At 66.4% G+C, this 26,762-nt stretch carries 23 protein-coding genes; 14 read left to right on the plus strand and 9 right to left on the minus strand.

Features of this window, described 5'->3' with window-relative positions; all coding sequences use genetic code 11:
• Positions 1-149 precede the first annotated feature (149 nt).
• Entirely contained in the window at positions 150-893 is a 744-nt protein-coding gene (locus GJG85_RS18255) for a Crp/Fnr family transcriptional regulator (RefSeq protein WP_050010976.1), read from the minus strand.
• A gap of 168 nt (positions 894-1,061) precedes the next feature.
• Between GJG85_RS18255 and GJG85_RS18260 the strand changes: the two genes are divergently transcribed.
• Complete coding sequence (locus tag GJG85_RS18260; RefSeq protein WP_089489336.1) at positions 1,062-2,714, plus strand: acyl-CoA synthetase; 1,653 nt, start codon at positions 1,062-1,064, stop codon at positions 2,712-2,714.
• 37 nt (positions 2,715-2,751) lie between these two features.
• Here GJG85_RS18260 and GJG85_RS18265 read toward each other — a convergent pair whose 3' ends face one another.
• Positions 2,752-4,740 carry a methyl-accepting chemotaxis protein gene (locus GJG85_RS18265; protein WP_089489337.1) on the minus strand — a complete coding sequence of 663 codons (1,989 nt, stop codon included), beginning with the start codon at positions 4,738-4,740 and terminating at the stop codon, positions 2,752-2,754.
• 138 nt (positions 4,741-4,878) lie between these two features.
• Positions 4,879-5,310, minus strand: a complete 432-nt coding sequence (locus GJG85_RS18270; protein ID WP_204384250.1) for a YqaA family protein — start codon at positions 5,308-5,310, stop codon at positions 4,879-4,881.
• A gap of 356 nt (positions 5,311-5,666) precedes the next feature.
• On the opposite strand from GJG85_RS18270, the gene GJG85_RS18275 reads away from it, so the two are divergent.
• Positions 5,667-7,355, plus strand: coding sequence for a DUF6119 family protein (locus tag GJG85_RS18275; protein ID WP_204384251.1), 1,689 nt, complete (start codon positions 5,667-5,669; stop codon positions 7,353-7,355).
• A 91-nt stretch (positions 7,356-7,446) separates the two neighbouring features.
• On the opposite strand, the gene GJG85_RS18280 is transcribed toward GJG85_RS18275, so the two are convergent.
• Positions 7,447-8,112, minus strand: coding sequence for a LysE family translocator (locus GJG85_RS18280; RefSeq protein WP_204384252.1), 666 nt, complete (start codon positions 8,110-8,112; stop codon positions 7,447-7,449).
• Between the two features lie 285 nt (positions 8,113-8,397).
• Here GJG85_RS18280 and GJG85_RS18285 point away from each other — a divergent pair, with 285 nt between their 5' ends.
• Positions 8,398-8,880, plus strand: coding sequence for an Lrp/AsnC family transcriptional regulator (locus GJG85_RS18285; RefSeq protein ID WP_006479115.1), 483 nt, complete (start codon positions 8,398-8,400; stop codon positions 8,878-8,880).
• A gap of 803 nt (positions 8,881-9,683) precedes the next feature.
• On the opposite strand, the gene GJG85_RS18290 is transcribed toward GJG85_RS18285, so the two are convergent.
• On the minus strand, positions 9,684-11,333 hold the full coding sequence (locus tag GJG85_RS18290; protein WP_204384253.1) for an IclR family transcriptional regulator C-terminal domain-containing protein: 1,650 nt from the start codon (positions 11,331-11,333) through the stop codon (positions 9,684-9,686).
• Between the two features lie 177 nt (positions 11,334-11,510).
• Between GJG85_RS18290 and GJG85_RS18295 the strand changes: the two genes are divergently transcribed.
• The 3 genes from GJG85_RS18295 to GJG85_RS18305 all read left to right on the plus strand — a co-directional run bounded on the left by GJG85_RS18295 (position 11,511) and on the right by GJG85_RS18305 (position 15,450).
• The gene (locus GJG85_RS18295; protein ID WP_050010982.1) at positions 11,511-12,470 is read left to right on the plus strand and encodes an MBL fold metallo-hydrolase; all 960 of its coding nucleotides are present in this window, start codon (positions 11,511-11,513) and stop codon (positions 12,468-12,470) included.
• Between the two features lie 183 nt (positions 12,471-12,653).
• A complete protein-coding gene (locus GJG85_RS18300; RefSeq protein ID WP_124679545.1) occupies positions 12,654-14,006 on the plus strand; it encodes an MFS transporter in 1,353 nt (450 codons plus the stop codon).
• A gap of 94 nt (positions 14,007-14,100) precedes the next feature.
• The gene (locus GJG85_RS18305) at positions 14,101-15,450 is read left to right on the plus strand and encodes an MFS transporter (protein ID WP_124630263.1); all 1,350 of its coding nucleotides are present in this window, start codon (positions 14,101-14,103) and stop codon (positions 15,448-15,450) included.
• On the opposite strand, the gene GJG85_RS18310 is transcribed toward GJG85_RS18305, so the two are convergent.
• Positions 15,447-16,247, minus strand: coding sequence for an SDR family oxidoreductase (locus tag GJG85_RS18310; RefSeq protein ID WP_050010985.1), 801 nt, complete (start codon positions 16,245-16,247; stop codon positions 15,447-15,449). The genes GJG85_RS18305 and GJG85_RS18310 overlap by 4 nt on opposite strands.
• 133 nt (positions 16,248-16,380) lie before the next feature.
• On the opposite strand from GJG85_RS18310, the gene GJG85_RS18315 reads away from it, so the two are divergent.
• On the plus strand, positions 16,381-17,340 hold the full coding sequence (locus tag GJG85_RS18315) for a GlxA family transcriptional regulator (RefSeq protein ID WP_050010986.1): 960 nt from the start codon (positions 16,381-16,383) through the stop codon (positions 17,338-17,340).
• A gap of 78 nt (positions 17,341-17,418) precedes the next feature.
• Complete coding sequence (locus tag GJG85_RS18320) at positions 17,419-18,567, plus strand: epoxide hydrolase family protein (RefSeq protein WP_089489342.1); 1,149 nt, start codon at positions 17,419-17,421, stop codon at positions 18,565-18,567.
• Positions 18,568-18,668: 101 nt separating this feature from the next.
• Here the strand turns inward: GJG85_RS18320 and GJG85_RS18325 are convergent, their stop codons facing one another.
• Positions 18,669-19,160 (minus strand): 2,4'-dihydroxyacetophenone dioxygenase family protein, encoded by a 492-nt coding sequence (locus GJG85_RS18325; RefSeq protein ID WP_089489343.1) that lies wholly within the window; start codon positions 19,158-19,160, stop codon positions 18,669-18,671.
• A 168-nt stretch (positions 19,161-19,328) separates the two neighbouring features.
• Here GJG85_RS18325 and GJG85_RS18330 point away from each other — a divergent pair, with 168 nt between their 5' ends.
• The 3 genes from GJG85_RS18330 to GJG85_RS18340 are packed head-to-tail and all read left to right on the plus strand — an operon-like array spanning position 19,329 to position 21,410.
• Positions 19,329-19,799 carry a MarR family transcriptional regulator gene (locus GJG85_RS18330; RefSeq protein WP_050010989.1) on the plus strand — a complete coding sequence of 157 codons (471 nt, stop codon included), beginning with the start codon at positions 19,329-19,331 and terminating at the stop codon, positions 19,797-19,799.
• A 37-nt stretch (positions 19,800-19,836) separates the two neighbouring features.
• Positions 19,837-20,172 (plus strand): hypothetical protein, encoded by a 336-nt coding sequence (locus GJG85_RS18335; RefSeq protein ID WP_124593337.1) that lies wholly within the window; start codon positions 19,837-19,839, stop codon positions 20,170-20,172.
• A complete protein-coding gene (locus GJG85_RS18340; RefSeq protein WP_050010991.1) occupies positions 20,169-21,410 on the plus strand; it encodes an MFS transporter in 1,242 nt (413 codons plus the stop codon). The genes GJG85_RS18335 and GJG85_RS18340 overlap by 4 nt, the downstream gene beginning before the upstream one ends.
• A gap of 12 nt (positions 21,411-21,422) precedes the next feature.
• Here the strand turns inward: GJG85_RS18340 and GJG85_RS18345 are convergent, their stop codons facing one another.
• Positions 21,423-22,373 carry a LysR family transcriptional regulator gene (locus GJG85_RS18345; protein WP_050010992.1) on the minus strand — a complete coding sequence of 317 codons (951 nt, stop codon included), beginning with the start codon at positions 22,371-22,373 and terminating at the stop codon, positions 21,423-21,425.
• Positions 22,374-22,478: 105 nt separating this feature from the next.
• Between GJG85_RS18345 and GJG85_RS18350 the strand changes: the two genes are divergently transcribed.
• Entirely contained in the window at positions 22,479-23,834 is a 1,356-nt protein-coding gene (locus GJG85_RS18350; protein ID WP_050010993.1) for an aspartate aminotransferase family protein, read from the plus strand.
• Between the two features lie 49 nt (positions 23,835-23,883).
• On the plus strand, positions 23,884-25,401 hold the full coding sequence (locus tag GJG85_RS18355) for a CoA-acylating methylmalonate-semialdehyde dehydrogenase (protein WP_089489344.1): 1,518 nt from the start codon (positions 23,884-23,886) through the stop codon (positions 25,399-25,401).
• A gap of 128 nt (positions 25,402-25,529) precedes the next feature.
• Here GJG85_RS18355 and GJG85_RS18360 read toward each other — a convergent pair whose 3' ends face one another.
• Entirely contained in the window at positions 25,530-25,904 is a 375-nt protein-coding gene (locus GJG85_RS18360) for a hypothetical protein (protein WP_050010995.1), read from the minus strand.
• A gap of 406 nt (positions 25,905-26,310) precedes the next feature.
• Between GJG85_RS18360 and GJG85_RS18365 the strand changes: the two genes are divergently transcribed.
• Complete coding sequence (locus GJG85_RS18365; protein ID WP_050010996.1) at positions 26,311-26,688, plus strand: nuclear transport factor 2 family protein; 378 nt, start codon at positions 26,311-26,313, stop codon at positions 26,686-26,688.
• Positions 26,689-26,762 lie beyond the last annotated feature (74 nt).

A 26,762-nucleotide genomic window follows, 5' to 3' on the forward strand; every position in this document is an offset into this window, starting at 1 on the left:
AAGGGAACCCGAATGATAGGCGTCGGCCCGCAACGGGTTACTGTCGCGAAACTGGCGGAATGGTCAGGTTGGGGCACGCCGGCCTTCGGCCGATTCCGCAGACGGAGTGCGCGGTCGCGATGGCGACGGTTTCGTGCAGCGGGCGGCGCTCACAGCTGCTCCATGCCGAAGCGCGCGAGCGCGTCGAGATCGACGACCTCGATCTGGTTGTACGCGAGCCGCAGCGCGCCGAGCTTCTCGAGCTGCTGCAGCGCCTGGTTGATCCGCTGGCGCGACACGCCGACGAGCATCCCGAGTTCCTCCTGCGAGATCGACAGCGACGGGCCGGTATCCGGATACAGCGCGGGGTTGAAGAGCTGCGCGAGCGCCTGCGCGACGCGCGCGTCGACGTCGAGCAGCCGGCTGTTCTGGATCGACGCGATGAATTCGCCCATCCGGTTGTTCAGCTGATGAATCACGAAGCGCGTGAACGGCAGGCTCGTGTCGAGCAGCGCATGAAACGTGTCGACCGGCACGAACAGCACGGTCGAGCGCTGGATCGCGACGACCTCGTACTTGCGCAGCTCGCGCTTGATCACGCTGCCTTCGCCGAACCAGCCGCCCGACGGCACGCCGGAAAACGTGCAGCCGCGCCCCGACACGTTGAAGATCGCGAGCTTCAGCAGCCCTTGATGGACGCCGATCCAGTATGCGGACGGCGCGAGCCGGCGCGCGATCACGTCGCCGGCGTCGCACTGCACGACGTGCGACTGGGCGAGCACGAGCGCCTGGTGTTCGGGCGCCAGCGTGCGGAACCACGCGCACTGGCCGAACAGCGTCGCGAGCGGCGGCAACGGGCCCGGTTCGGGGAGCGTATCGGCTGGCCGGGCGGCCGCGTCGGGATGGTCGTGCATGGGTGCGGGTTTGCGAGGATAGGGATAACGCGCAGCGCCTGAGCGGCACTCTGTCGTTTCGACGACAGACGGCTCACAATAGCGCCCGTTAGGCTGTCGGCCATTGAACCACATCAAGACGATCCGGGGTGCACGCATCCCGGTCGACAGAACACGGGAGACAGGATCATGACGCAGATGTTCGAGGCCGGGCTCGGCCGCCGCGATGCCAACTACGTACCGCTCACGCCGATCGATTTCCTGATCCGCGCGGCCGAAGTCTACGGCGAGCGCCTCGCGATCGTGCACGGCGACGTGCGGCGCACGTGGGGCGAGACCTGCACGCGCGCGAAGCGGCTGGCGAGCGCGCTCGCGCAGGCCGGTGTCGGTCGCGGCGACACGGTCGCGGCGCTGCTGCCGAACATCCCGGCGATGGTCGAGGCGCACTTCGGCGTGCCGATGGCCGGCGCCGTGCTGAACACGATCAACACGCGGCTCGACGTGTCGTCGGTGCTGTTCATGCTGCGTCACGGCGAGGCGAAGGTGCTGATCGTCGACACCGAATACGCGGAGCTCGCGCATCGCGCGGCGCTCGAGGTGCCGGGCCTGAAGATCGTCAGCGTGGCCGACGCGATGCCGGCCGACCCCGACCGTTTCGCGGGCGCGACCGACTACGAGGCATTCGTGGCGGGCGGCGACGCCGGCTACGCATGGACGCCGCCCGCCGACGAATGGGAGGCGATCGCGCTGAACTACACGTCGGGCACGACCGGCGATCCGAAGGGCGTCGTCTACCACCATCGCGGCGCGTATCTCGCGGCGATCAGTAACATCCTCGAATGGGACATGCCGAAGCACGCGGTGTATCTGTGGACGCTGCCGATGTTTCACTGCAACGGCTGGTGTTTCCCGTGGGCCGTCGCGGCGCGCGGGGGCGTGAACGTGTGCCTGCGCAAGTTCGACGCGAAGACCGTGTTCGACCTGATCCGCCGCGAGCGCGTCACGCATTACTGCGGCGCGCCGATCGTGCAGAGCGCGATCGCGAACGCGCCGGCCGAGTTGCGCGCGGGGATCGACCATACGGTGCACGCGATGGTCGCCGGCGCGGCGCCCGCGCCGGCCGTGATCGCGAAAATGAAGGAAATCGGCTTCGACCTGCTGCACGTGTACGGGCTGACCGAGGTCTACGGCCCGGCGACCGTCTGCGCGAAGCAGGCGCACTGGGACGCCGTCTCCGACGAGGAACGCGCGCGGCTCAATGCGCGCCAGGGCGTGCGCTACCACCTCGAAGCGGGCGCGACGGTGCTGGATCCCGACACGATGACGCCGGTGCCGGCCGACGGCGAGACGCTCGGCGAGATCATGTTCCGCGGCAACATCTGCATGAAGGGCTACCTGAAGAACCCGAAGGCGACCGACGAGGCGTTCCACGGCGGCTGGTTCCATACCGGCGATCTCGCGGTGCTGATGCCGGACGGCTATATCCGGATCAAGGATCGCAAGAAGGACATCATCATCTCGGGCGGCGAGAACATCTCGAGCATCGAGGTCGAGGACGCGCTGTACCGGCATCCGGCGGTGGCGGTCGCGGCCGTCGTCGCGATGCCCGACCCGAAGTGGGGCGAGGTGCCGTGCGCGTTCGTCGAGCTGCGCGAAGGCGCGAGCGCGACCGAGGCGGAGATCGTCGCGCACTGCCGGCAACTGCTCGCGGGCTTCAAGGTGCCGAAGGTCGTGCGCTTCGGCGAGCTGCCGAAGACATCGACCGGCAAGATCCAGAAGTTCCAGTTGCGCCATGCGGTCGGCTCGGACAAGGCGATCGACCTGGCGGGCGACAAGAAGTAAGCGAGCCGCCCGGCCCAGGTCGATCATCGGTCGCCCGTCACGCGTTGCGTTCGAGCCGGAACACGCTGACCGCGTCCGACAACTGCGCGGCCTGGTCCCGCAACGCGACGGCCGCGCGCTCGGCATCGGAGATCAGCGTCGCATTCTGCTGTGTCGCTTCGCCGATCTGCGTGACGGCCAGGTTCACCTGCTCGATCCCGGTCGATTGTTCGCGCGACGCCGCGCTGATCTCGCCGATCAGCGTGCGGACCTGGTCGACCCGCGCGACGATGTCGCGCATCGTGCCGCGCGCGGCGTCCGCGATCCGGTAACCCTGTTCGACGGTCGTCGACGATTCGGCGCTCAGCGCGTCGATCTCCTTGACCGCGGCCGCGCTGCGCTGCGCCAACGCGCGCACCTCGGCCGCGACCACCGCGAAGCCCTTGCCGTGTTCGCCCGCGCGGGCGGCCTCGACGGCCGCGTTCAGCGCGAGGATGTTGGTCTGGAACGCGATGCCTTCGATCGCGCCGGTGATCTCCGCGATCCGGCGCGTCGCGCGGCCGATGTCGTCCATCGTCGCGACCACGCGCTGCACTGCGGCGTCGCCGTTCGTCGCGGCGGCCGATGCGTCCGCGACCAGCGCGTTGGCTTGCGCCGCGTGCTCGGCGCTTTGCTGCACGGCGGCGGTGATCTGCTCCATGCTCGCGGCCGTCTGCTCGACGCTGCTCGCCTGCGTCGCGATCCGCGCGGCGATGTCGCCGCTGCCGGCCGCGATGCCGACCGTACCGTGCGCGATGTCGGCCGCGCTGTTGCGCACCTGTGCGACGATGCGCGCGAGGCCGTCGCCGATCCCGTCGACCGCCTGCACGAGCCGGCCGATCTCGTCGTTGCCCGCGCTGCCTTGCTCGACCGCGCCCGCGCTGTCGCGAATGCGCACGCTGAGATCGCCTGCCGCGTAGCGCTCGGAGGCGCGGGCGGCGGCTTCCAGCGGCCGGCTCACGACGCGACGCACGACGATCACGAACAGCGTCGCGAACGCCGCGACCAGCACGGCGCCGATCATCAGGAAGCGGTTGCGGGTGGCGCGCATCGTGGCGAGCAGTTCGTCGTCGAGCGCGATGCCGCCGACGAGCCATTGCCACTGCGGAATCGTCGTGAAGGACACGACTTTCGCGGTCGGGCCAGCGTCGTGCGCGGCCGGGTCGGTCGACGTGTATGCGAGCCGGCCTTGGGCCGTCGCGAGCATCTGCGCGTAGGGCGCGCGCGTGTTGTCGGCCGGTTGGCCCGCCGCGTCGGGATGCACGACGAAGGCGCCGCGCGACGGGCCCTGCGATGCATCGAGCACGAAGTAGTAGCCGTTGTCGCCGATCTTCAGCGAGCGGATGCCGTCCTCGACCAGCTTGAGCTCGGCGCCGATGTCGAGGCCGACGAACAGCGCGCCGATCACGCGGCCGGTCGCGTCGGTCACCGGCTTGTACTGCGTGATGTACGACCGGCCGAACAGCTTCGCGAGGCCCGTATAGCTGCGCCCCGCGACCAGCGGCGCATACGCGGGGCCCGCGCGGTCGAGCTTGGTGCCGACGGCGCGCGCGCCGTCCTGCTTCTTCAGCGACGTCGTGATGCGCACGAAGTCGTCGCCGTCGCGCGCGAAGATCGTCGCGATCGCGCCGCTTTTCTTCAGGAACTGGTCGGGAATCGAGTAATCGAGGTCGAGCGGCTGGCCGCCCGCGAAGAGGGTCGGCGCGGCGACGCCGCCGATATCGACCGTGCGTGCCGGGTCGAGCGAGAAGTCGGCCGGCAGGAAACTCGCGAACAGCGACATCGAGCGGTTGGCTTCGGCGGTGAGCGCCTTGTCGAACAGGTCGACCATCGCGCGGATCGACTGCTCCCTGTCGTCGATCCGCAGGTGCGCTTCTTCGGCGAGCTGCTGGCCGGCGAAATGGGCGAGCGTCCACGCGAACACGGTAAACAGCAGGGCGACGAGCGTGCACGCGAGCGCGGCCAGACGCGCGCCGACGCTCACCCGGCCCAATTGGGTCAGTCTCATGGAACATCCTGAGTGGAGTGAGAGGGGGCGGAACGCACGCGTCACCGCTCGTGGACCCGTTAATACGGCAACTTTCGCGAAATCTTTAGCGGCTGTCGCGCATCGCGGACCGGCAGGCGGGCGAAGGGAGGGCGGAGGTCAGTGCGTGACGAGCCACGCGACGGCCAGATAGCGGCCGACCTTTGCGATCGTCACGATGACGAGAAAGGTCGGCAGCGGCTCGCGCAGCACGCCGGCGATCATCGTCAGCGGATCGCCGATCACCGGCGCCCAGCTCAGCAGCAGCGACCAGCGGCCGTAGCGCGCATACCAGCCCTCGGCGCGCGCCAGCGCCGACGGCTTGACCGGAAACCAGCGGCGCTCGCGAAAGTGCTCGATGCCGCGCCCGAGCGACCAGTTGATCGCCGAGCCGGCGACATTGCCGACGCTCGCGACGAGCACCAGCGCCCACACGGGCTCGCGGCCGGCGAGCAGCAGGCCGGCGAGCACGGCTTCGGACTGGAGCGGAAACAGGGTCGCGGCGACCATCGACACGGCGAACAGGCCGCCGTAAGTGAGCAATTCGGACATCGCGCGATTGTACTGGCCCACTCTAGGCTATTCACGTAAGCAGAGTAGGTAGCCGACTCGTCCTTGGCAGTTCCAAGGGCTCGCCAGAGGGAAAAGGCGCGTTCACGCGTGAAGGTACCTTCGAACTGACCACGAACAGAATCGGGGCGACTCTCTTTAACGGAGTTGAGCGAAGTTAAATCGCACTGGCGCCTAGTATCCTCTCGTTGCAAGGAGCGACGGGCAATTCGGTTCAAGAAATCACAGCTCGATCCGTCCGATTTCGATTTGCCTTTTTTGACATAGAATGGAGTTTCATCTCAATGTCCTGATTTCGGTTCGGATGATGAGAGTCACATAAAATTTTGGATTGTAAAATGAAAAAGAAGAGCGAAGAGACCAGTAAGTTAAGTGGGCGATCCAGTACCCTTTCGATTCGTTTAATGAACAAAGGAGCTTCTGTCAAAGATGGCTTGCGCTCGGGGCACACAATGATTGAGCGAGAAAGCGAGGGTGGATATCTGTATACGGCGCAGTCCGAAGATGCCCCGCCAAGCTGGGTCAAAATTGTCCGCGAATTTTCTATAGAAGATCTCCCGGATTTGACCAATCGTCACTGCTCGGCGGTCCTGTTTTTGGAGGTTACCCCCTCTGATCTGCGAATGAGTAAACGATTTTTTGCGATAACATTTGGTAGTGGTCATCTTTTCCTTAATCCGGATTCTTACGTTAAAAATTTCGGATTGCGTGTGACGCTCAATGCGGTGGCTCGAAGTGATTTGCGCAATGTGGATGTCGCTCAATTGGATACTACTCTTATTCAGAAGAGAATTCAGGCAAGTAGAAAATCTGATCTGCGCGACTTTGGTATCGATGAGCAGAGTGACTTGTTGAGGCTGGCTGGCGGAGCCCCTACTGATAGAGAGTTTGCTCGCGCGCTAGTTGGGAAGGATGCTTTGTCTCTCACGGCAAAAATAGATCCTGCTAAGATTGCCGATAAGTGTAGGGAGGCATTTGATTTATATTGTGAAAAGCATTACGAGAGAGATTTTAAATTTATTGATTATATCGTTCCGGAAAATCGCCAAAGTGTTGTAAAGGTTCTCGATAAGAAGGTTTTTGATTCATTAAAATCGATGGTTGATGGAAGGTCGTCAAGTCTTCATATTGCGATTCCCGAGATGATTAACCCGGAGGATGCATTTGAAATTGGATATTATGGGAGTGGACTTAGATCAGGGAGCAAGGCGACATATCCGGATGTTGAAATTGAAGACTATGTTTCGGAGCTTCGATCTGGACGTATGGCGGATATCGCTGATATGTCAGAATTGAAGGCTAGTCACGAAATTCGTGTAATTGTCAATGGGGAGGGGGATAAGCGTCAGCGTCAGCGGTTATATGACTGCTTTATATTTGAAGCAAAATATGGGGGTGCAACTTATGTACTCTTTGCTGGATCATGGTATCGAATTGACAGTGGGTATTATGCACGAGTTGTTTCGAATTTTGAAAAATATTTATCAAAAAAGCCATTTGTAAAATCAACAAATTCAGTTAATGAAAGAGATTTTATTGGTGAATTGAATGCCCGTAAGGAGTTGTTGAATTTGGATCAGGTTAAATTGTCTCCATTAAATGCATCTGGCGCAAATCTTGAGCCTTGTGATTTTTTTTCTAAAAGCAGACAATTTATTCATTTGAAAGATGGGCATGATTCTGCTCCAATTAGTCATCTTTGGAATCAGGGCTTGGTATCGGCTGAGTGTTTGGTTAGTGATGGTGAGTTTCGTCAGCAATTAAGAGATAATGTGCAGATTCGCCAAATCAAGTACGGTCGAGCTGGATTTGTGAAGCTCTTGCCCAGAAAAGGGGATCAGACCGTGACTGCTAGTTATTCCGTTGTTTATGGAATTATGCGAACTGCATATGTATCAAAAAAGGCGAGGTCAAAGGGATTGGATTTGCCATTTTTTAGCAAAGTAAGCTTTCAGCCGATCGCGGAGCGCATAGGAAGGATGGGGTTTAAGGTTGAAGTGCATTTGATTGAGAAAAAAAGAAAGTAAGTATGTGTTTTGATAAAATTTTCTTAAGAATATCGGTTTATCTGGGCGAAGCGGTTTCGGTTGACATGTTGATCAGAGAATTTGTGTTTTTTCAGTTCCAGCCGACCATGATCGCGCCCATCCCGACGAGCAGCCCGCCCGTCACGCGGTTCATCGCCCGCATCCGCGCCGGCCGCTGCAATGCGCGGCTCAGCCGGTGCGAGAACAGCGCCATCGACGCGACGCCGCCCGCGAACAGCAGCGCGAACGTCGCGGCGAGCAGCAGGAATTGAAGGTTCAGGCTCCAGTCGGCAGTCGGGCTGATGAACTGCGGAAAGAACGACGGAAAGAACAGCAGCGTCTTCGGATTCAGGCCGGACGTCGCGACGCCGCGCCAGAACAGCGCGCGCCCGGTATCGGTGTCCGGCGCGGCGATTTCGGTTCCGGTGCCAGTGGCGCCGGCGTCGGCCGGCGCCGCGGCTGCGCCGGCCGGCGCGCGGCTCAGCCACTGCTTGGCGCCGAGCCAGACGAGATACGCGGCGCCGGCCCAGCGCAGCACGGTGAGCGCGTGTTCGTCGAGGTGGACCAGCGAATTCAGGCACAGGGCGGTCAGCGCGAGTTGCAGCAGCACGGCGAGCGTGCCGCCCCAGACGCACGGCAGCGCGCGGCGCCAGCCGGTGCGCAGCGCCTGGTTCATCGTGAGCAGGTTGACGGGGCCGGGTGCGTAGATGAGGACGACGGAAGCAGCGAGGAACGACAGATAAAGCTTGAACGACATGACGGACGGGCAGGAACGGGGAAGCAGGCACCGGCCCCGCACGCGGTCGGATAGGCGTGCGGGCGGCGGGGAATCGCATGCCTGCCGGCCGGCACCGCAACTCGTGATTGCGGCCGTGCGTCCCGTTGCGAGGGGGTGATCGCGGGGAGCGTGCCGGGCAGCAGGCATGGAGAAAATGTATCAAGCGGCCCGGTTAAAAGGCTTCCTGTTTTCCAGCAAAACAGACCTGAAACCGGAATGTCGTTCAGATAGAATGCCCATTTTTAGTAGAAGATTCTTCTCATCATGGCTACCCGCGAACGCACGCCGAAAACGCTCGACAATCAGGACCGCAAGATCCTCGGTGCATTGCAGAAAAATGCGCGTCTGTCGAACGCCGAACTGGCCGAACAGATCGGCATGTCGACCACCGCCTGCTGGAACCGCACGCGGCAACTCGAACTCGACGGCTACATCGACGGCTATGTCGCGCTGGTCAACCAGCGCAAGCTCGGCTATGCGGACATCGTGATTCTCGAAGTCACGCTCGATCGCCATGAAGACGACGCGCTGGCGCGCTTCGGCGCCGAACTGGCGGCGCTGCCCGAGGTGCTCGAGGCGTATCTGGTGTCGGGCGAGTACGACTACTGGATCAAGGTCGCGGTGGACGGCACGGCCGGCTACGAGCGCTTCCTGCGCGAAAAGCTGTACCGGATTTCGAGCATCCGCCACAGCCGTTCGATGTTCGCGCTGCGGTGCATGAAGGACGTGCCTTCGATTCAGGTGTGACGGGGAGAGACAGGAGCGCGGCCGTCGCTGTAACGACGGCGGGTGCGATCGGACCCGGGCGCGGAGAAAAGCCGGCGAACGGCTTACAGGAAAGGCTCGCCGGGCAGACGGCCCGCGGGAGCACAAAAACGGATGAATCTTCCGTCCGGCATGGCCCGGCGCCAGCGCGCGCAAGAAGGGAAGAATGGCTTCCCGCCCGGACAACCGCCTGACGACGATCCGCGCCGATGCGAATCGGCGCCGGCTTCGGCCTGAAACACGGCCTCGAGACGACCTTGAAACGCTTCCGATGCGGTGAGCGTATCCGGCCGGGAAGGACGACCCCAGCCTCTTTCTACATGACCGGCGCGCCCGTCCAATACGTCGCGCAACAGCCGCGGTCGGCGCGCGTCAGCGCAAGCGCATCAGGCGGCCGGCGCTCCGCTCAGCGCGGCAGGCGCGCGTGTGCTTCTGCGATGACTTCGCAGTTCTCGAGGTGCAGTGCCCAGGCTTCCGCCAGCAGCTCGCCAACACGTGCGAGCCAGCCAGTGGATTGGGTGGAACGATCGGAGACATTAGACGTTTGCATGACGAAGCCCCATATAGGTGGCGAGTTAGGGATAACCCTAATCATAACGAAACGGCCCCGCCTTGTGAAATGCGATTTCGTTATATGAGAATTACTGACAATTCATGTTGCTGCTGCGCAACATGAACATTGGCGGCCCGCGGTTGTCGGTCAGGCGTGACGACGCCGTGCCGGCGCGGCCTCGCGGGCAGAAAGAAGCGGAGTCGAACGTACGTACGTCGGGGAAAGGGCGCGGCTACCGGCCGATCCACCCGAAGCGCCAGGACAGCCGTCGCGTCGCGGCGCGCAGCGTCTGCGCCAGCGCGCTGTCCGGCCCGCGCGGGAAGCCGCGCGACGAGCCGATGATCGCGATCACGAGCCGGATGCTGCCGGTGTGATCGAACACGGGCGCGGCAATCGTGCCGATGCCCGGCACCGGCGCGTCGAACGCGAAATCGAGTTCGTCCGCGCGGATCGCCGCGAGCCGTGAGCGGAAGGCCGCGTCGTCCGGCGCGGTGCGCGCGCCGGCGAGCCGCACGGGCTCGTCGGCGAGCAGGTCGGCCAGCACGTCGTCGGACATGCCGGACGCGAAAACCCGACCGATCGCCGTATTGACGAGGGACATCACGGTGCCGACCTGCAGGCTCACGTGCTGCGGCCGCGCCGATTCTTCCAGCCGGATCACGGTCGGCCCGAGCGGCCCGAGCGTCGCGGCGGCCACGCTCATGTCGGTCGCGCCGGCGAGCGCGACGATCTCGGCTTCCGCGTCGCGCGTCGGCGACACGCGCTGCATCGCGATCAGGCCGAGCGCCTGCGCGAGCGGGCCGCCGTCGAAACAGCCGGCGTCGTCGCGGCTCAGCAGGCCGATCTTCTGCAGGCTGACCAGATGCGGAAACGCCTTCGCCGCCGGCATGCCGGCCACCGTCGCGAGATCGCGCAGCGGCAGCGCGCGGCCCGCCGACACCAGCGCGAGCAGCAGGTCGCCGGTGCTGTCGAGCGCATTGATCCCGCGCTGTGCCTTCGCGTCGTCGGCGAGCGCGGGCGGTACGCGCGCGGTGCCCGGCGCCGGTGCGGGCGCCGGCTCCGCACGCACCGCACCGAGCGACGCGGTGGCCTGCCGCGCCGCGTCGCGCAACGCCGCGGCGATCGGGCCGTTCCAGTCGACATCGATCGAACCCGTCGAACCGATGACCGTCAACGCGAGCTGCAGGCGCCCGTGCGCGTCGAAGACGGGCACGCACATTCCGCTGACGCCCGGGCTCGGCCGGTCGATGCTGCGTTCGATGCCGCGCGCGCGGATCGCGTCGAGTTCGACGTGTTGCGCAACGGCATCCGGCACGACCGGCTCGCGTTCGGCGCCCGCCAGCGTACCGCCCGCACCGGCCTGGCTGGCCGCCATCGCGTTGATGTGCGCGGCGTCGCCGAACGCGCGGAACACCCGGCCGGTCGCCGTGGTGTCGAGCGACATCACCGAACCGACGTGCAGGTTCATGTGCAGCGGATAGCCGCCGTGCTCGATGCGCACGATCGTCGGGCCGAGCACGCCCGGCACCGACAGCGCGACGCTCAGGCCGACCGTTTCCGCGAGCCGCGCCGCATGCGGCAGCGTCGCGCGGTAGGCCGGCTGGCGCTCGATCGACATCAGCCCGAGCCGCAGCGACAGCGGGCCGGGCTCGTAGTTGCCGGTGATCGCATCGCGCTTCACCAGCGCGAGCCGCGTCAGGCTCACGAGATAGGTGTGCGCCTGCGCGGTGGAGAGCTCGGCCGCCGCGGCCAGTTCCGACAGCCCGAGCGGCTTGCGCCGGCGCGCGAACGCGTCGAGCAGCCGGCCGCCGACCTCGACGCTCTGGATGCCGCGCTGCGCCTTGGGCGGCGCGTCGTCCGCGCTGACTTCGTGGTTCTGCACGCGATGATTCTTCCGTTGACGAAACCCCGCATGGTATCCGACGCCGTTTTCAGCGCCAGCCCGCAGGTTTACCCGTATTAGACAATAGCAAGCTCGTTTGCCATTGACAAATATTCGACGCAAGCCGATGATCCGCTCATTCCCCTCAACACATGGCTCGCAGCCACGGAACGCACAATGGCCAAAGCATTCGCCTCCCAAGCCGATCTGGAAGAGAAGAAAGTCACCTGGACGAAGCTGTCCGAGAACGCGTACGCGTACACCGCCGAAGGCGACCCGAACTCGGGCGTGATCATCGGCGACGACAGCGTGCTGATCGTCGACACGACCGCGACGCCCGCAATGGCGCAGGACCTGATCGCGAAGATCCGCAGCGTGACCGACAAGCCGATCAAGCACGTGGTGCTGTCGCACTACCACGCGGTGCGCGTGCTCGGCGCGTCCGCGTACTTCGACGAAGGCGCGCAGCACGTGATCGCGAGCCGCGGCACGTACGAGATGATCGTGGAGCGCGGCGAGGCGGACATGAAGTCGGAGATCGAGCGCTTCCCGCGCCTGTTCGCCGGCGTCGAGACGGTGCCGGGGCTGACCTGGCCGACGCTCGTGTTCGAGCGCGAGATCACGCTGTTCCTCGGCAAGCTCGAAGTGAAGATCATGCACGTCGGCTCGGGCCACACGAAGGGCGACACGATCGTGTGGCTGCCGTCGCAGAAGGTGCTGTTCTCGGGCGACCTCGTCGAATACGACGCGGCCTGCTATTGCGGCGACGCGCAGCTCGAACAGTGGCCGGCCACGCTCGAGGCGCTGCGCGCGCTCGGCGCCGAGAAGCTCGTGCCGGGCCGCGGCCCCGCGCTGCTGAATCCGGCCGAAGTGAACAAGGGCCTCGACTACACGAAGGATTTCGTCACCACGCTGCTCGCGCAGGGCCGCAAGGCCGTCGAGCGCAATCTCGACCTGAAGGCGGCGATGGCGCTCACGCGCGAGGCGATGGACCCGAAGTTCGGCCACGTGTTCATCTACGAGCACTGTTTGCCGTTCGACGTGTCGCGCGCGTTCGACGAAGCGAGCGGCATCGCGCATCCGCGCATCTGGACCGCGCAGCGCGACAAGGACATGTGGGCCGCGCTGCAGGAGTGAATCGCACGCGGCGGGGCGGCATTCGGACGATCGCCTCGCCGTTTCACTGAGGGTTGCGGCATTCGCGGCGGTATCGTGCCGCGGCGCCGGCAGCCGTATCCGGTCTCACAAGAAAGCAGGGCGCATGCACGCCCTCGGAGACTGCCGCGCGCTCGATATCGCGCGGCCCGTTTGGAGAGAGACATGCCCCAATCGCTTCCCGCCGAAGCGACGCTCGCGCACGCGAGCGCTTCGGCGCCGACTTCCGCATCCGCATTCGGCGATGCGCTGCTGTTCCGCAAGATCGCGTGGCGGATCGTCCCGTTCCTGTTCCTCTGCTACGTCGTGTCGTTTCTCGACCGCATCAACATCGGCTTCGCGCAGTTGCAGATGAAGCACGATCTCGGCTTCAGCGATGCGATGTACGGCCTCGGCGCCGCGGTGTTCTACGTCGGCTACGTGTTTTGCGAAGTGCCGAGCAACATGCTGCTCGCGCGGTTCGGCGCACGCCGCACGTTCACGCGAATCATGCTGCTGTGGGGCCTCGCGTCGACCGGGATGATGTTCGTGTCGCAGCCGTCGCATTTCTACGTGCTGCGCTTCCTGCTCGGCGTGTTCGAGGCCGGCTTCTTCCCCGGCATCGTGCTGTACCTGACCTACTGGTTCCCCGCGAACCGGCGTGCGGCGGCGATCTCCGTGTTCTTCGCGGGCGTCGCGGTGGCCGGCGTGCTCGGCGGGCTGCTGTCCGGCTGGATCATGCGCGACATGAGCGGCGTGCTCGGCCTGCACGGCTGGCAGTGGATGTTCGCGATCGAAGGCGCGCCGGCGATCCTGCTCGCGTTCGCCGCGTTCACGTTGCTGGTCGACCGGCCGCAGGACGCGACCTGGCTCACGGCCGACGAAAAGGCGCGCGTCGCCGCGCTGTGCGCCGAAGGCCGCGCACACGGCGGCGCGCACGACGGGCGCAGCGTGCTGGCCGCGCTCGCGAACCCGCGCGTGTACCTGTTCGCGTTCATCTATTTCTCGCTGACCTGTGCGTCGCTGACGCTCAACTTCTGGATGCCGCTGATGATCCGCGACTTCGGCGTGACCGACGTCGTGGCCGTGAGTCTCTACACGGTCGTGCCGAATGCGGTGGGCGCGGTGGGGCTGGTGCTGATCGCGCGCCGCTCGGACCGCACCGGCGAGCGGCGCAAGCACTTCGCATGCTGCACGATCGGCGGCGGCCTCGCGCTTGCGGCGCTGACGCTGCACCTGCACAGCTTCGCGGCGATGCTCGCGTGCCTGTCGGTCGCGGCGACGCTGATCTTTGCCGCGCTGCCGATCTTCTGGGCCGTGCCGACCCGCTACCTGTCCGGCAATGCGGCCGCGGCCGGGATCGCGCTGATCAGCAGCATCGGGATCACGAGCGGCATCGTCAGCCCGTGGGTGATCGGGATGATCCGCACGCGCACGGGCAGCATGGATCTCGCCGTGTACCTGCTCGCCGCGCTGCTGGTCGCGAGCGGCGTGGCGCTGATGGTGGGCGTCAAGGGAGAATCCGTGCGGCGCGGCTGAACGTCGGCTTCGGCCGGTCGCCGTCGGCGGGCGGCGGCGACTGGCGTCGCGGTTCCCGCCCGGCCCGTATTCGCATCCATCGAGGAGACGATCGATGTCCATCCCCCTGCAAGCGGACGCCGCGCACGCGGCTGCGTCCGGTTCCGCCGCGCCCGGCAACGACGCGCTGTACCGCCGCATCGGCATCCGGATCGTGCCGTTCCTGTTCGTCTGTTACATCGTGTCGATTCTCGATCGCAGCAACATCGGCTTCGCGCAGTTGCAGATGCGGCAGGATCTCGGCCTGACCGATGCGATGTACAGCCTCGGCGCGGTACTGTTCTTTGTCGGCTACGTGCTGTTCGAGGTGCCGAGCAACGCGCTGCTGCGCCGCTTCGGCGCAAGACGCACGTTCGCGCGGATCATGGTCCTGTGGGGTGCGGTGTCGGTCGCGATGATCACCGTCGACAGCGCGAAGCAGTTCTACGTGCTGCGGTTCCTGCTCGGGCTGTTCGAAGCCGGTTTCTTCCCCGGGGTGGTGTTCTATCTGACGTACTGGTATCCGGCGCGCCGGCGCGCGTCGGTGCTGTCGATCTTCTATGCGGGCGTCGCGGTGGCCGGCATGATCGGCGGGCTGCTGTCGGGCTGGCTGATGCGCGGGATGTCCGGCGTGCTCGGGCTGCACGGCTGGCAATGGATGTTCGCGATCGAGGGCGCGCCCGCGATCCTGCTCGGCGCGATCGCATGGTTCTGGCTGTGCGACCGCCCCGAACACGCGCGCTGGCTGTCCGACGACGACCGGCAACGGCTCGCGGCCGACCTGGCCGCCGATTGCGCCGATGCGCCCGCGCACGCGGCTGCTTCGCTGCGGCGGGTATTGGCCGAGCCGCGTACCTACCTGTTCGCGTTCATCTATTTCTCGCTGACGACCGCGTTGCTGATGCTGCTGTTCTGGATGCCGCTGATGATTCGCGAATTCGGCATTCACGACGTCGTGCACGTCAGCCTGCTGTCGATCGTGCCGAACGCGATAGGCGCGGCAGGCCTGATCGCGATCGCGCGGCGCTCGGACCGCAAGCGCGAACGCCGCCGGCATTTCGCCGCGTGCGCGTTCGGCGGCGCGGTGGCGCTCGCGTTGCTGACGCTGCACCTGCCGAGCATCGTCGCGATGATCGCGTTGCTGTCGATCGCGGCGATGCTGATCTTCGCCGCGCATCCGGTGTTCTGGGCCGTGCCGTCCGCGTATTTCGCGGGGGCCGGCGCAGCGGGCGGGATCGCGCTGATCAGCAGCATCGGCGTATCGAGCGGGATGATCACGCCGTGGATCGTCGGCGTGATCCGCACGCGCACCGGCAGCATGGATGCGGCGATGCTGATGATCGCCGGATTGCTGGCCGCGTGCGCGGTCGCGATGCTGCTTGGCGTGCGCGCCACGCCGCGCGGCGCAGGCCCGGCCGACACCTAGCGAGCCGCAGTGTAGCGCGGGGCCGGCGTATCGGCCGACAAATGCGGCGCCATCGTGCGGCGCGCGGCCTCGTACGCGTCCCATTCGTCACCCGCATGCAGCGAAGGGATCGTCACGAGCTCGCCGCGATCGAATCCGACCAGCGCCGCATCGACCATGTCCGGCGCCGTCATCACGATTTCCTTCGGCAGGTGCTCCAGCGGCAGGCCGCCCGTCTGCCAGAAATCGGTGGCCGTCGCGCCGGGCAGCACGGCCTGCACCTGCACGCCCTTGTCGGCGAGCTCGTGATGCAGCGACTGGCTGAACGCGAGCACGAACGCCTTGCTGCCGCCGTACACGCCGTTCAGCGTTTCCGGCGAGATCGCGACGATCGACGAAATGTTGATCACCGCGCCGCGGCCGCGCGCGACGAAGCCGGGCACGGCCGCATAGGTCAGCCGCGTGAGCGCGGTCACGTTCAGGTCGATCATCCGCGTCATCGCGTCGACGTCGCTGTCGAGCAGCGGCGCATGCGTGCCGATGCCCGCGTTGTTCACGAGCAGCGTGATGCTCGCGTCCTGTTTCAGCTTCGCTTCGACGGCGGCGAGCGCCGCGCGGTCGTTGAGGTCCGCGTCGACGATCTCGACGCTGCGCTGCGTGTCGTTCGTGATGCGCTCGGCGAGGGCGCTCAGCCGGTCGCGGTTGCGCGCGACCAGGATCAGGTCGTAGCCGCGGCGCGCGAGGCGGTCCGCGTAGACGGCGCCGATGCCCGACGACGCGCCGGTAATGACAGCGGTACCGCGATGTGCTTGCGTCATGATGTACTCCGTTTTGATGAGAATGGCCGGATGGCGTGAACGCATTCTGGCCTCGAAGCGCGGCGACACAAATGACGTAGATGGGTATGATTTCGGACATCGGGGCCAATCGGCACGAAACCGGAGAACGCGGATGCACCGAATCGGCTTTCTGATCAGCGACGGCTTTCAGATCATGGCGCTCGCCGCGCAGTCGGTGTTCGAGTACGCGAACATGGGGATGGACGCGCCGTTCTACGCGATGGACAGCTATTCGGTCGACGGCGGCGACGTGCGCTCGTCGCTCGGGCTGCCGGTCGCCACGCGCGCGCTGCGCGGGCGGCTCGGCGTCGACACGTGGATCGTCGCGGGCGTCAACGATCCGCTCGCCTCGCCGGCGCCGGCCGGCGTCGTTGCTTACCTGCGCCGCGCGAACGGGCAGGCGCGGCGGATCGCCGGCATCTGCACGGGCGCGTTCGTGCTGGCCGAGGCCGGGCTGCTCGCGCAGCGCCGCGCGACCACGCACTGGGCGTTCGGCCGCGACATGCAGCGGCACTACCCGGAGATTCGCGTCGAGGACGACCGGATCTTCATCGTCGACGGCCCGATCTGGACGTCGGCCGGGATGACGGCCGGCCTCGATCTCGCGCTCGCGATGGTGGAAAAGGACCTCGGCGCCGACGCCGCGCGCTCGGTCGCGCACAAGCTGGTGATGCATCAGCGCCGGGCCGGCGGCCAGTCGCAGCATTCGGAAATGCTCGAGCTGGCGCCGAAATCCGACCGGATCCAGAACGCGCTCAACTACGCGCGGCAGAATCTCGGCCGCGCACTGACCGTCGAGGAGCTGGCCGAGGCCGTGCACCTGAGCCCGCGCCAGTTCAGCCGCGTGTTCACGCTCGAAACCGGGCAGTCGCCGGCGAAGGCGATCGAGCGGCTGCGGCTCGAATCGGCGCGGCTGATGATCGAACAGAGCCGCCATCCGCTGGACGTGATCGCGAAGGAGAACGGTTTTCGCGACCGCCGGCACATGCGCGACGCGTTCGTGCGCGGGTTCGGCGTGCCGCCGCAGGCGCTGCGGCGCGATGCGCGGGCGGGCGAGCGGGAAGCGGGCTGACGGGCGCAGCCGTACGCCGCCAGCACCGGTCGGGAAAATCGCGCAGAATCCCGTCGACATGTTTCGCGAGGAGACACGATGCACGCCGAGCCGTTCGACATTGCGATACCCGATCAAGCACTTGACGACCTGCGTCGACGTCTGCACGACACCCGCCCGCCGAACCTGGCGCCTGCCGAGCCGTGGCAGCAGGGTGTAGACGGCGCGTGGCTGCATGAGCTGGCCGCGTACTGGGCCGACGGCTTCGATTGGCGCGCGGCGGAACGCGCGCTGAATCGGCTGCCGCAGTTCGTCGCGGACGTCGGCGGCCGGCGCGTGCACTTCGTGCATCGGCGCGGCACAGGCCCGAAACCCTATCCGCTCGTCGTCACGCACGGCTGGCCCGGTTCCGTATTCGAATTCCATGCGTTGATCGATCGCCTGTGCGATCCGGCCGCGTTCGGCGGCGATCCGGACGACGCATTCGACATCGTCGCGCCGTCGCTACCAGGCTTCCTGTTTTCTCCGGCGCCTGCGGTGCCCGGTACATCGGCGCTCCAGGTCGCCGACTGCTGGGCGGAATTGATGGCCGGCCTCGGCTACCGACGCTTCGGCGCGCAGGGCGGCGACCTGGGCGCGGGCGTGTCGGTCGCGCTCGGCGCGCGGCACGAGGGCGTGGTCGACGGCATCCATCTGAACTATCTGCCCGGCAGCTACGAACCGCCGATCGACGCGGCGCGGCCGCTGACCGACGACGAACAGGCGTTCCTGAAGCAGCGCGGCGACTGGGCGGCGCTGGAAGGCGGGTACGCGCACGTCCACATGACGAAGCCGCGGACGCTGGCCGTCGCGCTCAACGATTCGCCGCTCGGGCTGGCCGCGTGGATCGCCGAGAAATTCCGTGCGTGGAGCGATTGCGACGGCGACGTCGCGCGGCGGTTTTCGTACGACACGCTGTTGACCGGCATCTCGCTCTACTGGTTCACCGGCTGCATTGGCTCGTCGATGCAGATGTATTGGGAGAACCGGCTGCAGCCGATGCGGTTTACCCCCGGGCAACGCCTGGCGGTGCCCGTCGGTTTCGCGCGCTTCCCGAGGGAAATCAGCCGCCCGCCGCGCAGTTGGCTCGAACGCGTATTCGACGTGGTGCAGTGGACCGACATGCCGAGCGGCGGCCATTTCGCGGCGATGGAGGAGCCGGATTTGCTGGCCGACGATATTCGGCGGTTTTTCAGGCGTTTTCGATAACGAGCGGGGCGGTCGGCGACGCGTGCGAAGTACGCCGGTGGCCATCCTGGCAACCGGGTGCGGCCGCATCGCGCGGATCGCGCCGACGCCTATCTCGAGTCTTACCGCGTAACGAACGCCGTGGCCGCATCCGGCGCCGTACGCGCATGCTTGCGCTGGCGCAGCAGCGCGACGCGGCAGTTCTCGCGCGCCGTTTCGCGGCCGTCGTCGTCGAGCAGCACGAGGTCGCCGCGCATCACGTTCAGCGTGATCACGTCCTCGCCCGGCGCGCCGAGCGTTTCCGGCGTATGCACCGAGCCGGCCGGTTCGAGCACCGTCGAACCGGCGTGCGCGACCCAGTCGTATTCGCGGTAGCGCCACGCACCCTGCAGCGTATGGACGAACACCTCGCCGTCGTGACGATGGCGCGGCAGCCTGCCGCCGGCCTGCATCTTCAGCAGCGCGGTGAGCGTGTCCTCGGCCGCGTTGATGTGCAGGTACTTGATCGCGAGCCCCGGCAGGTCGGCGCTCATCGGCAGCCACGGCAGCGCGTCGCCGGGCAGGCACGAGATCGGCGGCAGGTCGGTGGAGAGCGGGGCGGACGGCTGCGTCATGGCGGAAGGCGGGGTGGAAACGGGAAGCCCGCATTATCGCAGAGGCGGATCGCGCGGCCGAACGGGACACGACCGCGTGCCGAAAACGGGGGCGACAGCCGGCTCCTTGCACGATGAAATATACAGTCAAACTGTACAGTTTGACTGTCGATGTGCTATCTTGAATCCATGAACTCGCCATCGTCTCCCCCCGACACGCTCCCCCTGGCCGGTCTCGCCGGCGACCTCCGCATCTCGGTCGGCAAGCTGATGCGGCGGATGCGGGAGCAGACCCATCCGAACGACCTCACGTCGTCGCAGAAATCGGTATTGCTGCGGCTCGATCGCGACGGCCCGGCGACCGTATCGGCGCTTGCACGCGCCGAAAGCGTGCGCCCGCAGTCGATGCGCGTGACGGTCGCGACGCTGGAGGCGCTCGGCGCGGTCGCCGGCGCGCCCGATCCGACCGACGGCCGGCAGACGCTGATCGCGCTCACGCCCGGTTTCCGCAAGGTGCTGCAAGCGAACCGCGCGGCCAAGGACGACTGGCTGTTCCGCGCGCTGCACGCGCAACTGTCGGCGGCGGAACAGGCTGAGCTCGCGGCGGCCGTGAAGCTGCTGCAGCGGCTCGCCGAATTCCAGGACCCGGCGCGTTCGTAAACCGTATCGACCCGCTCGCTGAAAGGATGGCTCGCCCATGAACTTCCTGCATCTCGTGTCGTACTTCTTCGGCGGCGCGTTTCTCGCGAATGCCGTGCCGCATCTCGTCAGCGGGCTGCGCGGCGAGCCGTTCCAGACACCGTTCGCACATCCGCCCGGGCGCGGACTGTCGTCGTCGACCGTGAACGTGGTGTGGGGCGTCGTGAACCTCGTCATTGCTTATGCGCTCGTGCGCCGGGCCGGCGATTTCGACCTGAAGATCACGGCCGACGCGGCGGCGTTCGGCCTCGGCATCCTCGTGCTGGGGCTGTTCCTTGCGCGCCATTTCGGCGAACTGCACGGCGGCAACGCGTCCGACCGGGAGCGGCGATGAGCGTGCCGGCCGCGGGCGTGTTCCGCTCGCTTCGCAGCTTCAACTATCGCGTGTGGGCGATCGGCTCGCTGGTGTCGAACATCGGCACGTGGATCCAGCGCACCGCGCAGGACTGGCTCGTCCTCACGCAGCTCACGCATCACGACGCATCGGCGGTCGGCACGGTGATGGCGCTGCAGTTCGGCCCGCAACTGCTGCTGTTGCCGTGGACCGGCTACGCGGCCGACCGCTTCGACCAGCGCAAGCTGCTGATGGCGACGCAGGCGCTGATGGGCGCGCTGGCGCTCGTGCTCGGCGTGCTGACGGTCACCGGCGCCGTGCGGCTCGAGCACGTTTACGTGTTCGCGTTCCTGTTCGGCTGCGCGTCGGCGTTCGACGCGCCGGTGCGGCAGACCTTCGTTGCGGAACTGGTCGGCGACCGCGAACTCGCGAACGCGGTCGCGCTCAATTCGACGTCGTTCAACGCCGCGCGGATGGTCGGCCCGGCGGCGGCCGGCTTCCTGATCGCATCGGTCGGCACCGGCTGGGCGTTTCTCGCGAACGGGCTCAGCTTCTTTGCGGTGCTGGCGTCGCTGTCGCGGCTTCGGGAAGACGAATTGCGCGCGAACGTGCGGGCAGGCCGCTCGCGCGGCAGCCTGCTCGACGGGTTCCGCTACGTATGGCATCGCCCGGACCTGACGGCGATCCTCGTGATGCTGTTCCTGATCGGCACGTTCGGGCTCAATTTCCCGCTGTTCATTTCGACGATGGCCGCCAGCGTGTTTCACGTCGATGCGCGCGGGTTCGGCTTCCTGTCGTCGATGATGGCGGTCGGCACGATCTCGGGCGCGCTGCTCGCCGCGCGCCGCGAGCAGCCGCGGTTTCGTCATCTGTGGATCGGCGCGGCGCTGTTCGGGCTCGGCTGCACGTTCGCCGCGCTGGCGCCCGGCTACTGGTCGTTCGCGGCCGCACTGGTGCTGACCGGCATCGCCGCGATCACCTTCATGAATTCCACGAACAGCCTGATGCAGCTCTCCACCGAGCCGGCGATGCGCGGCCGCGTGATGGCGCTGCGCCTCGCGGTCGCATTGGGCGGCACGCCGATCGGCGCGCCGGTGGCCGGCTGGGTCGCGAACCATCTCGGCCCGCGTTGGGCGCTCGGCCTCGGTGCGGCGTCGGGCTTTGCCGCGGCGCTCGTCGCGACCCATTTCGTCACGCGCGAGCGCGCGCAGCCGCGCGCGGCCGACGATGGGGCCTGAACGAAGCCGCCGCTACGCCGCCGGCAACACCGCCGCATGCGCGGCTTCGAGGCACGTCTGGAACAGCAGCGCCGCCCGCGACGGCTGCGGCGAGCGTCGCAGCAGGCTCACGAACCGGCACCGGTAATTGAACCGGTGCGGCGCGATCGGCTGCATCAGCCCCTTGTTGTCGAAACTTTCCGCGTAGTGATCGGGCAGGAAGCCCAGATAGCGGCCCGACAGGATCAGCGTTGCAATCGATTCCTGGTCCGACGCGGTCGCGCTGCGCGTGAGCTTCGCGCGATGGCTCAGCTCCATGTTCGGCGAATGGAAACCGAGCCCCGCGAACGCGTGGTGGCGGATCGTCGTCCACGTGAGCTTGCCGTGCGGCGCGTCGAACAGCGGATGCTGGCGGCCGCAGTACAGCAGCATCCGTTCGTCGAACAGCGCCGAATACACGAGGCTGCCGGAGTTGCGGTGCGCGGGAATGATCCCGACGTGGTAGCTGCCGTCGATCACCCCGCGTTCGACCTCGTTGATCGACGCGACGTGCAGGTTCAGCGCGACGTCGGGCGCCTCGTCCGCGAACTGGCGGATCGCGTCGCCCAGGCGCGCATGCGGGTTGGTCGCCGTCTTGTCGAACACCGCGATGTGCAGTTCTCCGCCCATCTTGTCGTGAATCCCGTCGATTCTGCTGCGAAATGCCTCCATCGACGCGAGCAGCCGCAGCGTTTCCTCGTACACCGTCTGCCCCTCGGGCGTCAGCGTGAAGCCCGCGCGGCCGCGCCGGCACAGCACGAGGCCGAGCCGCGTTTCGAGATCCTTCACGTGCCGGCTGATCGTCGAGATGCCGATATTCAGTTCCAGTTCGGCCGCCGCCATCCCGCCGCACTGCACGACGCCCTTGAAGACCCGCAGCAGGCGGAGATCCATGTCGCTGAGCTGCCCGAGCAACGCGCGGCTCTTCGGTTTCTTTGCTTGCATAGTTGCGCAAGTGAACATTGATATTGCGATATTCAAAAGACTAATTGGCGTCCCGACAATGCGCAATATCAATACGAGAAGGAGGGGCGCGCCGCGCCGACCGACATGACCGACATCACCACCGCGCAGCACGACGAAACCAACCTCCGCACCGACGCCGCCTGGCTCGACGCGCACTGGATGCCGTTCACCGCCAACCGCCAGTTCAAGGCCGATCCGCGCCTGATTGTGTCGGGCAAGGGCGCGTATTACACCGATGGCGAAGGGCGCAAGATCTTCGACGGCCTGTCGGGCCTCTGGTGCACGGGCCTCGGTCACGGCCGCACGGAAATCGTCGAAGCGGTGAGCCGCCAGGTCGCGCAGCTCGACTACGCGCCGGCCTTCCAGTTCGGCCATCCGAAATCGTTCGAGCTCGCCAACAAGATCAAGGAGCTGACGCCGGCCGGCCTCGACTACGTGTTCTTCACGGGGTCGGGCTCGGAAGCGGCCGACACGTCGCTGAAGCTGGCCCGTGCGTACTGGCGCGCGAAGGGCAAGGGCACGAAGACGCGCCTGATCGGCCGCGAGAAGGGTTATCACGGCGTGAACTTCGGCGGTATCTCGGTCGGCGGGATCGGGCCGAACCGCAAGCTGTTCGGCCAGGGCCTCGACGCCGATTTCCTGCCGCATACGCAACTGGCCGAGAACAAGTTCTCGCGAGGGATGCCCGAACACGGCGCCGAGTTGGCCGACCGCCTGCTCGAGTTGATCGCGCTGCACGACGCGTCGAACATCGCGGCCGTGATCGTCGAACCGTTCTCCGGTTCGGCGGGCGTGGTCGTGCCGCCGAAGGGCTATCTGAAGCGCCTGCGCGACATCTGTACCGCGCACGACATCCTGCTGATCTTCGACGAGGTCATCACGGGCTTCGGCCGGGCAGGCGCGATGACGGGCGCCGATGCCTTCGGCGTGGTGCCGGACATCATGAACTTCGCGAAGCAGGTGACGAACGGCGTGCAGCCGCTCGGCGGCGTGATCGCGACGAAGGAAATCTACGACACGTTCATGGCCGCGGGCGGTCCCGAGTACATGCTCGAATTCCCGCACGGCTACACGTATTCGGCGCACCCGGTCGCGTGCGCGGCCGGCGTCGCGGCGCTCGACCTGCTGGTGAAGGAAGACGCGGTGGCCCGCGTGCGCGATCTCGCGCCGCATTTCGAGGCGGCCGTGCACGGGCTGAAGGGCCAGCGTCATATCACGGACATCCGCAACTACGGGCTGGCCGCCGGCCTGACGATCGCCGCGCTGCCCGGCGAACCGGCACGGCGCCCGTACGAGATCGCGATGCGCTGCTGGGCGAAGGGCTTCTACGTGCGCTACGGCGGCGACACGATCCAGCTCGCGCCGCCGTTCATCGCCGAGAAGCGCGAGATCGACAATCTCGTGAACGCGCTGTCCGACGCGCTGAACGAAGTGGATTGAGCCCGCGCTCGCTTCCGGCCATAACCGAATTCAAGCAAGAGTCAGACACATGAAACACGACAGCAATGTGACCTCCACCGTCGGCCACCTGATCGACGGCAAGCGCGTCGACGGCGGCAGCCGGGTCCAGCCGGTGTTCGACCCGGCCACCGGCGAATCGCACAAGAGCGTCGCGCTCGCCGACAAGCTGACCGTCGAAGCCGCGATCGGGTCCGCGCAGGCCGCGTTCCCGGCATGGCGCAACACTCCGCCGCTGAAGCGCGCCCGCGTGATGAGCCGCTTCAAGACGCTGCTCGAGGAGCACGCGGAAGAGCTGTGCGCGCTGATCACGGCCGAGCACGGCAAGGTGCTCGCCGACGCGATGGGCGAACTGCAGCGCGGGATCGAGAACGTCGAATACGCGTCCTATGTGCCCGAACTGCTGAAGGGCGAGCACAGCAAGAACGTCGGCCCCGCGATCGATTCGTGGAGCGAGTTCCAGGCGCTCGGCGTGGCCGCCGGTATCACGCCGTTCAACTTCCCGGTGATGGTGCCGCTGTGGATGTGGCCGATGGCCGTCGCGTGCGGCAACACGTTCGTGCTGAAGCCGTCCGAGCGTACGCCGTCGTCGACGCTGCGCATGGCCGAGCTCGCACTCGAAGCCGGCCTGCCGCCGGGCGTGCTGAACGTCGTGAACGGCGACAAGGAAGCGGTCGACACGATCCTGACCGATCCGCGCGTGAAGGCCGTGAGCTTCGTCGGCTCGACGCCGATCGCCGAAACCATCTACTCGACCGGCTGCGCGCACGGCAAGCGCGTGCAGGCGCTCGGCGGCGCGAAGAACTTCGCGGTCGTGATGCCGGATGCCGATATCCCCAACGCGGTGAACGCGCTGATGGGCGCCGCGTACGGCTCGTGCGGCGAGCGCTGCATGGCGATTCCGCTCGTCGTCGCGATCGGCGACGAAACGGGCAACCAGGTCGTCGCGGGGCTGAAGGCCGAGATCGAGAAGATGAAGGTCGGCCCGGGCAACGGCGCGGGCGTCGACATGGGCCCGCTCGTCACGCAGCAGCATTTCGAGAAGGTGACGGGTTTCGTCGAAGCGGGCGTGGCAGCGGGCGCGACGCTCGTCGTCGACGGCCGCGGCGTGAAGGTCGACGGCCACGATGGCGGCTACTACCTCGGTCCGTGCCTGTTCGACAACGTGAAACCCGGCATGCCGATCTATCAGCACGAGATCTTCGGGCCGGTGCTCGGCGTGATCCGCGTGAAGTCGCTCGACGACGCGATGGCGCTGATCGACGCGCACGAATATGGCAACGGCACGTGCCTGTTCACGCGCGACGGCGAGGCCGCGCGCTACTTCAGCGACAACATCCAGATCGGCATGGTCGGCATCAACGTGCCGCTGCCGGTGCCGGTCGCGTATCACTCGTTCGGCGGCTGGAAGCGTTCGCTGTTCGGCGATCTGCACGCGTACGGTCCGGATGCGGTGCGGTTCTACACGAAGCGCAAGACGATCACGCAGCGCTGGCCGTCGGCCGGCGTGCGCGAAGGGACCGTGTTCAGCTTCCCGTCGAACCGCTGAGTTGACGCGCGCGCCGGCCGCATGCAGCCGGCGCGACGTGCAAAGCCGCAAAAGCCCGCCCCGATCGACGATCGGCGGCGGGCTTTTTCACGTCCCGGCGAAACGCGCGGAACGCGGCGCAAGCCGGCTCAAGGCGCGACCACGTGCCACACGTTCTTGAAGTTGTCGCCGTTGCGTTCGCCCTGTTTCATGTCCTTCGAGTAGAAGTACAGCGGCTTGCCCTTGTATGCCCATTGCGGGCTGCCGTCGTCGCGCTTGACGATCGTGTAGGGGCCGACCGGTACGTCGGTCGCGCTGGCCTTGTACGGCGGCCAGAGGGTTTCGCATGGGCCCGAACAGGCGCTGGTGCCGGCGTTGGGCTTGTCCTTGTCGAACGAGTAGACGGTCATCCCGTTCGCGGCGACGAGTGCGCCGTTTTCTTCCTTCGTGATGGAACCCTGGGCCGTGGCCGAAGCTGACGCAATGGCGAGCAGGGCGGAGCTGACGAGCAGCGCGGCTTTCATGAGTGCCTCCTGATAATCCGGTGGGCGGCCGCGATTGCGTGCACGGGCGAGCGTGCGCCGGAATCGCGATGAATGGTGCCGGAGCACGGCGCCGTCGCTGCCGGCCCGCGCGAGCCGCGGCGGGGCGAATGGCGGCGAACGGAGCGCCTTATTCACGATAGGCGGTTTTTGGCGGTGCTGCGAGAAGATGGGGGGGCATATCGGCGGCACGCACGCGGCGCGCAACGGCGCGACGATCGTCGTCGTGCCCGGGTATTCGGCATCCGTCCCCGCGCCCGCGCCGGGGGTGCGTTGCGGCGGCAACGACCCCGATACGGGTTTGCTTGGATGACATCGCGCGCATTCCGCCGGAATATCTTCGTCAGCGCGAGCCGGGCTCGCGCCGATCCTTCCGGGAGGGACGACGATGCTTCAGGATCCAGGCGATGTTGCGCGCGCCAGCTATCGCGCGTATGTCGACAAGGACCGCGACGCGATCGAAGCGCTGATCGCGCCGGATTTCCATTTCACGAGCCCGCTCGACAACCGGCTCGATCGCGATGCGTATCTCGCACGTTGCTGGCCGAACAGCGCGATACTCGCCGCTTTCGAGTTCGTCGACGTCGCTGTGCACGGCGAATACGTGTACGTCGTGTACGAAGCCGTGACGACCGCCGACAGGCGGTTCCGCAATGCCGAACGGTTGCGCGTGCGCGATGGCCGGCTTGTCGAGGCCGAGGTGTATTTCGGCTGGTATGTGCCGCACCCGGCGCCCGATGGCGGGTTCGTCGAATCGGGCAGGTGAATGCAATCGCGCGGCGCGAAGCTGACGTTTCGCCGTCGCGAGGGGCCCGCGCAGGGCGGCCCGCCGGGGCGTCG

The sequence above is a fragment of the Burkholderia sp. MS389 genome, from assembly GCF_016899425.1.
Classification (GTDB): domain Bacteria; phylum Pseudomonadota; class Gammaproteobacteria; order Burkholderiales; family Burkholderiaceae; genus Burkholderia; species Burkholderia sola.

Excerpts from the sequence above, each read along its gene's own strand:
- GJG85_RS18365 (WP_050010996.1), top strand. The coding sequence starts at position 26,311 with ATGCTTCAGGATCCAGGCGATGTTGCGCGCGCCAGCTATCGCGCGTAT.
- GJG85_RS18350 (WP_050010993.1), top strand. The coding sequence starts at position 22,479 with ATGACCGACATCACCACCGCGCAGCACGACGAAACCAACCTCCGCACC.
- GJG85_RS18300 (WP_124679545.1), top strand. The coding sequence starts at position 12,654 with ATGCCCCAATCGCTTCCCGCCGAAGCGACGCTCGCGCACGCGAGCGCT.
- GJG85_RS18310 (WP_050010985.1), bottom strand. The coding sequence starts at position 16,247 with ATGACGCAAGCACATCGCGGTACCGCTGTCATTACCGGCGCGTCGTCG.
- GJG85_RS18295 (WP_050010982.1), top strand. The coding sequence starts at position 11,511 with ATGGCCAAAGCATTCGCCTCCCAAGCCGATCTGGAAGAGAAGAAAGTC.
- GJG85_RS18345 (WP_050010992.1), bottom strand. The coding sequence starts at position 22,373 with ATGCAAGCAAAGAAACCGAAGAGCCGCGCGTTGCTCGGGCAGCTCAGC.
- GJG85_RS18280 (WP_204384252.1), bottom strand. The coding sequence starts at position 8,112 with ATGTCGTTCAAGCTTTATCTGTCGTTCCTCGCTGCTTCCGTCGTCCTC.
- GJG85_RS18315 (WP_050010986.1), top strand. The coding sequence starts at position 16,381 with ATGCACCGAATCGGCTTTCTGATCAGCGACGGCTTTCAGATCATGGCG.
- GJG85_RS18320 (WP_089489342.1), top strand. The coding sequence starts at position 17,419 with ATGCACGCCGAGCCGTTCGACATTGCGATACCCGATCAAGCACTTGAC.
- GJG85_RS18335 (WP_124593337.1), top strand. The coding sequence starts at position 19,837 with ATGAACTTCCTGCATCTCGTGTCGTACTTCTTCGGCGGCGCGTTTCTC.
- GJG85_RS18355 (WP_089489344.1), top strand. The coding sequence starts at position 23,884 with ATGAAACACGACAGCAATGTGACCTCCACCGTCGGCCACCTGATCGAC.
- GJG85_RS18255 (WP_050010976.1), bottom strand. The coding sequence starts at position 893 with ATGCACGACCATCCCGACGCGGCCGCCCGGCCAGCCGATACGCTCCCC.
- GJG85_RS18360 (WP_050010995.1), bottom strand. The coding sequence starts at position 25,904 with ATGAAAGCCGCGCTGCTCGTCAGCTCCGCCCTGCTCGCCATTGCGTCA.
- GJG85_RS18285 (WP_006479115.1), top strand. The coding sequence starts at position 8,398 with ATGGCTACCCGCGAACGCACGCCGAAAACGCTCGACAATCAGGACCGC.
- GJG85_RS18270 (WP_204384250.1), bottom strand. The coding sequence starts at position 5,310 with ATGTCCGAATTGCTCACTTACGGCGGCCTGTTCGCCGTGTCGATGGTC.
- GJG85_RS18330 (WP_050010989.1), top strand. The coding sequence starts at position 19,329 with ATGAACTCGCCATCGTCTCCCCCCGACACGCTCCCCCTGGCCGGTCTC.
- GJG85_RS18340 (WP_050010991.1), top strand. The coding sequence starts at position 20,169 with ATGAGCGTGCCGGCCGCGGGCGTGTTCCGCTCGCTTCGCAGCTTCAAC.
- GJG85_RS18260 (WP_089489336.1), top strand. The coding sequence starts at position 1,062 with ATGACGCAGATGTTCGAGGCCGGGCTCGGCCGCCGCGATGCCAACTAC.
- GJG85_RS18275 (WP_204384251.1), top strand. The coding sequence starts at position 5,667 with ATGAAAAAGAAGAGCGAAGAGACCAGTAAGTTAAGTGGGCGATCCAGT.
- GJG85_RS18265 (WP_089489337.1), bottom strand. The coding sequence starts at position 4,740 with ATGAGACTGACCCAATTGGGCCGGGTGAGCGTCGGCGCGCGTCTGGCC.
- GJG85_RS18325 (WP_089489343.1), bottom strand. The coding sequence starts at position 19,160 with ATGACGCAGCCGTCCGCCCCGCTCTCCACCGACCTGCCGCCGATCTCG.
- GJG85_RS18305 (WP_124630263.1), top strand. The coding sequence starts at position 14,101 with ATGTCCATCCCCCTGCAAGCGGACGCCGCGCACGCGGCTGCGTCCGGT.